At 67.8% G+C, this 7515-nt stretch carries 6 protein-coding genes; 4 read left to right on the top strand and 2 right to left on the bottom strand.

The genetic code is table 11. From position 1 onward, the window contains the following. Positions 1–17: 17 nt before the first annotated feature. On the bottom strand, positions 18–1613 hold the full coding sequence (locus H0X00_RS19755) for an acyl-CoA carboxylase subunit beta (protein WP_293774163.1): 1596 nt from the start codon (positions 1611–1613) through the stop codon (positions 18–20). Between the two features lie 255 nt (positions 1614–1868). On the opposite strand from H0X00_RS19755, the gene H0X00_RS19750 reads away from it, so the two are divergent. The 3 genes from H0X00_RS19750 to H0X00_RS19740 all read left to right on the top strand — a co-directional run bounded on the left by H0X00_RS19750 (position 1869) and on the right by H0X00_RS19740 (position 4486). After that, positions 1869–2477 carry a TetR/AcrR family transcriptional regulator gene (locus H0X00_RS19750; RefSeq protein WP_293774161.1) on the top strand — a complete coding sequence of 203 codons (609 nt, stop codon included), beginning with the start codon at positions 1869–1871 and terminating at the stop codon, positions 2475–2477. Between the two features lie 326 nt (positions 2478–2803). Further along, positions 2804–3424, top strand: coding sequence for an ABC transporter substrate-binding protein (locus H0X00_RS19745; protein ID WP_293774160.1), 621 nt, complete (start codon positions 2804–2806; stop codon positions 3422–3424). Positions 3425–3622: 198 nt separating this feature from the next. Then, positions 3623–4486, top strand: a complete 864-nt coding sequence (locus H0X00_RS19740) for a hypothetical protein (RefSeq protein ID WP_293774158.1) — start codon at positions 3623–3625, stop codon at positions 4484–4486. 133 nt (positions 4487–4619) lie between these two features. Here the strand turns inward: H0X00_RS19740 and H0X00_RS19735 are convergent, their stop codons facing one another. Then, positions 4620–5282 carry a TetR/AcrR family transcriptional regulator gene (locus tag H0X00_RS19735; RefSeq protein ID WP_293774157.1) on the bottom strand — a complete coding sequence of 221 codons (663 nt, stop codon included), beginning with the start codon at positions 5280–5282 and terminating at the stop codon, positions 4620–4622. A gap of 378 nt (positions 5283–5660) precedes the next feature. Between H0X00_RS19735 and H0X00_RS19730 the strand changes: the two genes are divergently transcribed. Next, entirely contained in the window at positions 5661–7223 is a 1563-nt protein-coding gene (locus tag H0X00_RS19730; RefSeq protein WP_293774156.1) for an ABC transporter substrate-binding protein, read from the top strand. Positions 7224–7515: the final 292 nt, after the last annotated feature.

Genomic DNA, 7515 nt, shown 5'->3' with positions numbered 1-7515 from the left:
CCCCCCCCCCCCACTGTCTACATCCGGAAGACGCCGTAGCCACGGCGTCCTTCGACGACGTTGTTGTGGACCGCGGACAACGTGATGCCCAGGACGGTGCGGGTGTCCGCGGGATCGATGATCCCGTCGTCGTAGACCTTGCCGCTCATGAAGAAGGAGTAGGACTCGCGCTCGATCTGCGCCTCGATGGCCGCGGTGCGTGCGGCGTCCTTGGCCTCGTCGAAGTCGACTCCCGCCGCCGCGGCGGCCTCGCGGCCGACGATGGAGAGCACGCCGGCCAACTGCGAGGGGCCCATCACCGCGGTACGCGAGTTGGGCCAGGCGAACAGGAAGCGCGGGTCGTAGGCGCGGCCGCACATGCCGTAGTTACCGGCGCCGTAGGAGGCGCCCATGATCACCGTGATGTGCGGGACGGCGCTGTTCGCGACGGCGTTGATCATCTTCGCGCCGTCCTTGATGATCCCGCCCTGCTCGAAGCTCTTGCCGACGATGTAGCCGGTCGTGTTCTGCAGGAAGATCAGCGGGGTGTCGACCTGGTTGGATTTCTGGATGAACTCGGTGGCCTTCTGGGCCTCCTCGCCGAAGAGCACGCCGGCCTTGTTGGCGAGGATGCCGACCGGGTAGCCGTGCAGGGTCCCCCAGCCGGTCGCCAATGAGGTGCCGTACTCGGGCTTGTACTCCTCGAACTGTGAGCCGTCGAGCAGCCGGGCCAGGACCTCGTACGGACTGAACGGCACCCGCAGGTCGGCCGAGGCGATGCCCATCAGTTCTGACGGGTCGTAAAGCGGATCGACGACGGGCTTGGGTGTGGGGCCCAGCTTGGTCCAGTTCCAGCTCGTCACGATCTGGCGGCCGAGGCGGATGGCGTCGCGCTCGTCGCTGGCCAGGTAGTCCGAGAGCCCCGAGACCGTCGAGTGCATCCGGGCCCCGCCGAGCTCCTCGTCCGTGGAGACCTCGCCGGTGGCCATCTTGACCAGCGGCGGTCCACCGAGGAAGACCTTGGACTGCTTGTCGATCATGACGTTGTAGTCGCACATGCCGGGCACGTAGGCGCCGCCGGCGGTGGAGTTGCCGAACACCAACGCGACGGTCGGGATGCCGAGGGCGGAGAGCTGGGTCAGGTCGCGGAAGAGCTGACCGGCCGGCACGAACAGGTCGGCCTGGGTGGGCAGGTCCGCACCGCCGGACTCGACCAGGTTGATCACGGGGAGCCGGTTGAGCCGCGCGATGTGCAGCGCGCGCAGCATCTTCTTCCAGGTGTACGGGTTGGAGGTGCCGCCCTTGACGGTGCCGTCGTTGGCGATGAACACGCACTCGACGCCGTGGATCACCCCGATGCCGGTCACCACGCTGGCCCCGACGGTGAAGTCGGTGCCCCACGCCGCGAGCGGAGAGAGCTCGAGGAAGGCCGAGCCCGGGTCGACCAGCAGGTCGATCCGCTCGCGGCAGGTGAAGCGGCCGCGTTCGCGGTGCCGCGCCATGTACTTGGCGCCGCCGCCGGCACGGGCGACCTCGAGTTGGTCCTCGAGCAGCTTGAGCATGCCGGCGTTGTGAGCCAGGTTGCTCAGGTACTCGTCGGAGTTGGTGTCGACTTCCGACCGCAGGGTGGGCACGCGCGAGCCTCCAGGGCGCAGGGGCGGGAGTTGTTATGTTTATAACGGTTAACTCCGCAGACCGCCAACCCGGGCGTGCGATGCCGTGGGTCACGCCCGGTCGCGCAGGCCTGCCGGACCTGTGCATCCGGCGCTGTGGTTAGTACTGGCCGCCTCCCTCAACGGTCGGTACTAAGTACGACAGAAGGTAAAACCGCAGGTCGCAAGGCGTTTTCACGGTTGGGCAACAGGCGTTCGGCAGGACAAGATGTCGACGTGGTCGTTGCCCGCGTCGTCAGTCGCACCCGTAGCCGGGATCTGGAAGCCGTTCTGCTCCAGGCGGCGGACGCTGTGCTGCGCCGCGACGGCATCGACGGGGTGACCGTCCGTTCGGTGGCGACCGAGGCCGGCGTGGCTCCGATGGGCGTGTACAGCCGGTTCGGCAGCAAGGAGGGACTCGTCGAGGCCCTGCTGATTCAGGCGATCGACGACATGCGCCGCGCGTGCGCCAGCCTGGGCGAGCCCGATCCCGTGGATCGGCTGCGCTCCTCCGCCCGCCGCTACCGCCAGTGGGCGCTGGCCAACCCTCGGCACTACCGGGCCATCTTCCTCAGTCAGCAGGGCGTCACGTCGCCCGAGGTGGCCGAGCACCTGGCCGCCGTCTACGAGGTCGGCAACTCGATGCACGAGTTCGCCATGGCCCACGGGGTGATCCGGCGGATCGAGCCCGGCGAGTCCTGCGCCCGCTTCTGGTGCGCTACCCACGGGGCGATCACGTTCGAGCTGCACAGCCTGGTGCTGCCGGAAGACGCGGACCGCAACTTCGAGGCCGTCCTCGACATGGTCATGCAGGGTCTGGCCGACCCGGCCGACCCGGCCGCCTAACACTCGTCCGGCGTCACGGACGCCTGCCCGGTTTCCCTCCTGACGCAGGAGGAGCGCGGATGTTCATCCACGTGGTGTGGCGTGGAGAACAATGTTATTCCGCTATAACACGGCCCGTTGTATTACTGGCACGTCGTACCTATGGTCTAGAACGTCACATTGATTGGAACTCATTGAGCGTCCCTCAGTCAGGCGACGCGGCCGGGACTCGACAGCTCGGTCGCGTGCAATCTGATCCGGTCCCCTCGGGCCCGGGGAGGGAAGTCGATTCATAGGAATTAACTCAAGGTCCCGGCGCGGGCTCACAGCCGCCGCGGGCATGATCATTGCGGTGGCGCTGGTCGCCGGCCGCGGTTGGTAGCGCCGTCCAGGAGGCAGCTACCGCTGACAGCGCCGTCACCGACACCACCACGGGTACGGACACCACCGCGGGCACCGGCACCACTGCGGGCACCGGCAAGGGCACCAAGGGCACTACCGGCGGCACCACCGGCGGCGCTACCGGCACCGCCGTGGAGCAGATGGTGTCGACCGCCGGGATCTTCGGCGGCACGGCAGCCTGCAAGCCGGCCACGGGGTCCCCGGTGAACATCGGCAACGTCAGGACGCTGTCCGGCGTGCTCGGCGAGCTCTTCTCGCCGGTTCGTCCGGCGCTGGAGACGTTCATTGCGTCGCAGAACGCGTGCGGCGGCTTGAACGGCCACAAGATCAACTTCTCGATCTCCGACGACCAGGGCGACCCGTCGACGGCGTCGACGAAGGTTCAGGAGATGATCCAGACCAAGAAGGTGTTGGCCTTCGTCGGCAACATCCAGGTCCTGACGGTCGACGCCGTGCTCCCGATCATCAAGCGGTCCGGTATCCCGATCATCGGGTCGGATATCACGAACAGCACCTGGTTCTCCAACCCGCTGCTCTTCCCGCAGGGCCCGCCCGGACCCCTTTAACCCGCACCGCCGGGCAGACCACTGAGCGACAGGGATGAGAAAGGAGAGGCACTCGGCGGGCCGCCGAGTGCCTCAGACGTATCAACCCTGTCGGTGGCTGGACGTCACGCTTTTCCACAGGTCGCGCGTAGGGCTCCTCTGTCCACAGATTTGGCGGGCACAGCCGTCCTTCCGAGCCGGCGGGCCCACGGTGTGCCGGTGGATCTGGAGAGTGCCCTGCGCCTGCTGGGCGGCGCCGCGCGGTGGCAGCGACTGCGTGAGGTGGGAGTCCCGGACTCCGCGCTGCGCGCAGCGCGTCGAGCCTCGCTGGCGACCGATCACGGGACGTACGCGCTGCCCGACGCGGATCCCGCGCTGGCTGCGGCGGTACGGCTCGCCGGCGTCGTGTCTCATGCCAGCGCAGCCGCGTTCCACGGGTTCGCGCTCTGGCAGCCCGCGACCGCAAGCCACGTCACGGTCGGGTCCTGGCGACCGCCCGAGCCGGGGGTCGTCCTCCACCGGGCCCGTCTGCTCCGTAGTGACCTCGACACTTTCCGGCCCATCACCTCGCCGCTGCGCACCGCGATCGACTGCGGCCGCACGATGCGGCTTCTTGAGGCTGTCGTCGTGTTGGACTCGGCGATGAACCGCGGATCCGTGCGCCCCGATGCCCTCCGGGCGGCAGCGGAGGCCGCTCGCGGCCACGGTGCTGCCGCTCTCCGGCAGGCGGTGCGGTTCGCAACCGCGCTCGCGGACTCGCCCTTGGAGTCCGTCCTCCGGATGCTGGTCACGCTGCTCGGGTGCACGGTCGGAGTTCAGGTCCGGGTAAGTGGGTTGGGCAAGGTCGACGTCGTGCTGGACGGGTGGCTGGCGATCGAGGCCGACGGCTTCGAGTTCCATTCCGACCGCAGCGCCTATCGCGAGGACCGGCGGCGGGGGAACGTCGCGGCGGAGCGCGGGCTCGTGCTCCTGCGATTCAGCTACGAGGACCTGCGCAACCAACCATGGGATGTGCTGGCGCAGATAGAACGCGTGTTACGGACGGGTCCTCCGCGGCCCGTTGCCACTGAGCGACAGGGATGAAAAAGGAGAGGCGGTCGGCGGGCAGCCGGATGCCTCAGATGTCACAACCCTGTCGCTGGCTGGACAGCCCAGCCGGGGCAGCGCGCGTGGTGGGGCGGGCCAGGGCGGCGCGGCGTGGACGGCTGGAGGGCTGTCAGCCCGCTGCGGCGTCGCCCACGCTGGAGCCCGAGCCCGTCATGCGGGCCGAGTCCTGCCGGGCCGCGGGCAGGGCCGCCACGGGCGTGCCCATCAGCGCGTGCCGGGCCATCCGGCCCAGGGTGGGGCCGACGACGTCGCGCGGCAGGCGGTTCTGGAACTCGGTCGCGGACTGGATCAGCGCGATCGCGCCCTGGCACATGGTGCGGACCTGCTCGATGTCCAGGTCCGTGCGCAGCTGGCGGACGATCCGGACCCATTCCTCGGTGTAGAGTCGCTGCAGGTACCGCAGGCGGTGCCGGTCGGCCTCGGGAAGGCTGCGGAACTCGGTCCGCCAGGTCTGGATGTTCTCGGTCTGGTCGAAGACGAAGTCGACGTGGTTGTCGATGATCGCTTGGAGCGCATCGAGCGGGTCCGAGATCGACCGCACGACGTCGACGACAGCTTCCAAGTGGGCCGTGATCGCGTCGTCCAGGCAGGCGATCAGCAGGGCTTCCTTGCTGGGGTAGTGCCGGTAGAACGCCGGCCCGGTCAGCCCCAGCTCGCCGCTGATCTCGTTGATACCTACCGCGTGGTACCCGTTCCGCGCGAACAGCCGGGTCGCGATCGTGATCAGCTCCCGCTGGCGAGGGGTGCGCGAGCCCTCGGTGCCGGTGGACAAGGTAAGAACTCCTCTCGTCCGGATGTGGGCTGGGTACCCCGCTAGGCCAGTTGTAACTGGTGACTAACAGATTAGCACGCCCGGCGCCCAGAAGTGGAGGAACCTGCCAGGCGATAGGTGGGATCCCGTCAATTATGGCGCTCACCTGCGGAGATGTTGGGTGCCAGCGGGAAATAGAGTAGGTCTCGAATCGATGGACATGCCCCGCATTGTGTTGACAGTCCAGTTATCCGTAACTAGCGTCACACCGACTCGCCGAACGGGCGTTCGCCCTGGCGGTGCCCGCGAAACCTTGGTGAGGAAAGTTTGGATACGGGCCCACCGTGGCCCCGCTGGAGGGCAGAGGAACCTATGGCAGCTACCCGAAGGTCGAGGCGGATGCTCACAACCGCCGCGGCCGCATTCACCGCAATGGCGCTGGTCGCCGGTTGCGGTGGCAGCGATGTTCAGGAAGCCGGTGCCGGCGCAGACACCGCCGTCACCGACGCGACTGACACCGGTACCACCGACACCACCGGCGCCGCGGCAGTTCCCGGCGCCGTCGACAGCGGCACGGGTACCACCGACACCACGGCTCCCGGGGCCACCGGCGCCGGCACCGGCACCACCGGGACCGGCACCGGCACCGGCACCGGCACCGGCACCGGCGGCACCGGCGGCACCGGCGGCACCGGCGGCACCGGCGGCAGCAAGGGCAAGGGTGGCGGAACGACCACCACCACCGGCGGTACCGCTATCGAGCAGATGGTCGCCAACTCGGCGATCTTCGGCGGCAAGGCGGCCTGCAAGCCGGCGACGCTTTCCGAGGTCAACATCGGCAACGTCAGCACCCTCTCGGGCGTGCTGGGTGAGCTGTTCTCGCCGCTCACCCCGGCCCTGGAGACCTTCGTCGCCTCGCAGAACGCGTGCGGCGGCCTCAACGGCCACAAGATCAAGTTCTTCCAGGCCGACGATCAGGGCGACCCGGCAACGGCGGCGTCCAAGGCCCAGGAAATGATCCAGAGCAACAAGGTCCTGGCCTTCGTCGGCAACATTCAGGTCCTGACGGTCGACGCCGCGATGCCGATCTACAAGCGCTTCAACATCCCGGTGATCGGCGCCGACAACACCAACAACACCTGGTTCACGAACTCGATCGCGTTCCCGCAGGGTTCGGGCCCGCAGTCGATCGCCTATGGCTACCTGGTCGGCGCGACCCAGTACCACAAGGTGAAGAACGTCGGGAACATCTGGTGCATCGAGGTGCCTCGCGCATGCGAGCAGATCAACCGCGCCTACCTCGAACTGGCACCGAAGTTCGGCGCCACGGTGAAGAAGTCGATCCAGGTCTCGCTCACCGCGCCTTCGTACGTGCAGCAGTGCCTGGAGTTCAAGAACGCGGGCGTTGAGTCGCTCGCGATGACCATCGACGCCGCCTCGCAGGTCCGCCTGGCCCGGTCCTGCACCCAGGTCGGCTGGTTCCCGAAGATCACGCCCTACCCGCTCTCGGTGGGCAACGAGAAGCAGTTCCTGGGCAACGCCTGGCTCGGCGACTCGTACGTGCCGATGAACCACTTCCCGTGGATGGACGGCAGCACGCCGGCGACGAAGTACTACCAAGAGTCGGTGAAGAAGTACAACCCCGGCTTCGCCACCGGTGGCGCGGCATCTCTCGGGTGGGGCTCGGGCGCCTTGCTCGTCGCCGCCGCCTCCGGGCTATCGGCGCAGAACCCGACCACGCAGCAGCTCCTGGACACGCTCTACACCTTCAAGGGGCAGAAGTTCACGACGCTCGGTGGTCTGACCGGGCCGCTGACCTTCAACAAGGGCGGCATCCCGAAGATCCCGTATTGCCTGTTCGCGGCGGTGTCGAACGACGCCAACACGGGCTGGAAGACGGTCATCTCCAAGCCGACCTGCACGGATATCACCGCACCAAGCGATCCACAGAACCAAGGCTGAAATAACACCTGCGTGATTCGACGACGACGTCGACTGCGTTAGATCGGACAGCTCCACCGACGTTGCACCAGGTCCCTGGGGGCCGGCCTCCGGGCCGGCCCCCAGAAGGCCGCAAGTCGTCGGTGCGCCCCGGAGGGGCACCTCCGATTTGTTCGTGAAACGTTGACGCAGTTCGCTCGTTGAACACCGCGTGGGTAACCCCTGTCCACGTACGTCGTGGGGAGTCCCGCCGCATCAGCCCTTGCCGGTGCGGATGCTTTCCACCTTGCTAAGCCCCGGAGTGGTCATGGAC

It is taken from the genome of Sporichthya sp., from assembly GCF_013815995.1.
In the GTDB taxonomy this organism is placed as follows: Bacteria; Actinomycetota; Actinomycetes; order Sporichthyales; family Sporichthyaceae; genus Sporichthya.
The sequence above is the reverse complement of the archived record's forward strand: the minus strand, read 5'-3'. Positions and strand labels throughout refer to the sequence as shown.

Excerpts from the sequence above, each read along its gene's own strand:
- H0X00_RS19730 (WP_293774156.1), top strand. The coding sequence starts at position 5,661 with ATGCTCACAACCGCCGCGGCCGCATTCACCGCAATGGCGCTGGTCGCC.